At 54.4% G+C, this 1,062-nt stretch carries 1 rRNA gene; it reads right to left on the bottom strand.

The features are described 5' to 3' along the window. Positions 1-1,062, bottom strand: a 23S ribosomal RNA gene (locus tag FND52_RS21770); the annotation flags it as partial.

The following is a 1,062-nucleotide window of genomic DNA, read 5'->3' as shown; positions in this document are numbered from 1 at the left end:
AGTCTCAGGGAGAACTCATCTCGGGGCAAGTTTCGTGCTTAGATGCTTTCAGCACTTATCTCTTCCGCATGTAGCTACCGGGCAGTGCCATTGGCATGACAACCCGAACACCAGTGATGCGTCCACTCCGGTCCTCTCGTACTAGGAGCAGCCCCCCTCAGTTCTCCAGCGCCCACGGCAGATAGGGACCGAACTGTCTCACGACGTTCTAAACCCAGCTCGCGTACCACTTTAAATGGCGAACAGCCATACCCTTGGGACCTACTTCAGCCCCAGGATGTGATGAGCCGACATCGAGGTGCCAAACACCGCCGTCGATATGAACTCTTGGGCGGTATCAGCCTGTTATCCCCGGAGTACCTTTTATCCGTTGAGCGATGGCCCTTCCATTCAGAACCACCGGATCACTATGACCTGCTTTCGCACCTGCTCGCGCCGTCACGCTCGCAGTCAAGCTGGCTTATGCCATTGCACTAACCTCCTGATGTCCGACCAGGATTAGCCAACCTTCGTGCTCCTCCGTTACGCTTTAGGAGGAGACCGCCCCAGTCAAACTACCCACCAGACACTGTCCGCAACCCGGGTAACGGGTCAACGTTAGAACACCAGCCATTAAAGGGTGGTATTTCAAGGATGGCTCCACGCAGACTGGCGTCCACGCTTCAAAGCCTCCCACCTATCCTGCACATCAAGGACCAGTGTTCAGTGTCAAGCTATAGTAAAGGTTCACGGGGTCTTTCCGTCTTGCCGCGGGTACACTGCATCTTCACAGCGATTTCAATTTCACTGAGTCTCGGGTGGAGACAGCCTGGCCATCATTACGCCATTCGTGCAGGTCGGAACTTACCCGACAAGGAATTTCGCTACCTTAGGACCGTTATAGTTACGGCCGCCGTTTACCGGGGCTTCGATCAAGAGCTTCTCCTTACGGATAACCCCATCAATTAACCTTCCGGCACCGGGCAGGCGTCACACCGTATACGTCCACTTTCGTGTTTGCACAGTGCTGTGTTTTTAATAAACAGTTGCAGCCAGCTGGTATCTTCGACTGGCTTCAGCTCC

The organism is Atlantibacter subterraneus (assembly GCF_007570865.1).
Lineage (GTDB): Bacteria > Pseudomonadota > Gammaproteobacteria > Enterobacterales > Enterobacteriaceae > Atlantibacter > Atlantibacter subterraneus.
Note: the sequence above shows the minus strand (reverse complement) of the source record. Positions and strands in the feature narration are given on the sequence as shown.